This is a genomic window from Pseudoalteromonas sp. SIMBA_162, from assembly GCF_046535955.1.
GTDB lineage: Bacteria > Pseudomonadota > Gammaproteobacteria > Enterobacterales > Alteromonadaceae > Pseudoalteromonas > Pseudoalteromonas marina.
Map to the genome: position 1 here is coordinate 1 of NZ_JAWJBQ010000453.1, position 269 is coordinate 269.

The 269-nt window shown below is 64.3% G+C and carries 1 protein-coding gene; it reads right to left on the bottom strand.

What is annotated here, in order from left to right; genetic code table 11:
* A partial coding sequence (locus R0J88_RS20455) for a hypothetical protein (protein WP_410900943.1) occupies nucleotides 1–269 on the bottom strand: 269 nt, incomplete at both ends.

A 269-nucleotide genomic window follows, 5' to 3' on the forward strand; every position in this document is an offset into this window, starting at 1 on the left:
GCGTGCGGTGCCGCCCGAGGCGCGGCGGTCGCGACGAACGTTTCGAAGCGCACGCGCTGCTGCATCAGCGACAGCACCCACGGCGTGTACAGCGTCAGCAGCGCGGTCTCGCGCTCGTCGTACCTGCTCGTCTTGCCGAGCGAGAATCCCAGCGTGTGGTCGCGATCGATCACGACGTTGAAATGCACTTCGTCGCCGACGATGTTCTTCTTGAAGTAGCGCTGGTAGTACTCGGTCGTACGGAAGTTGTCAGGCGCGACGTCGGCGAG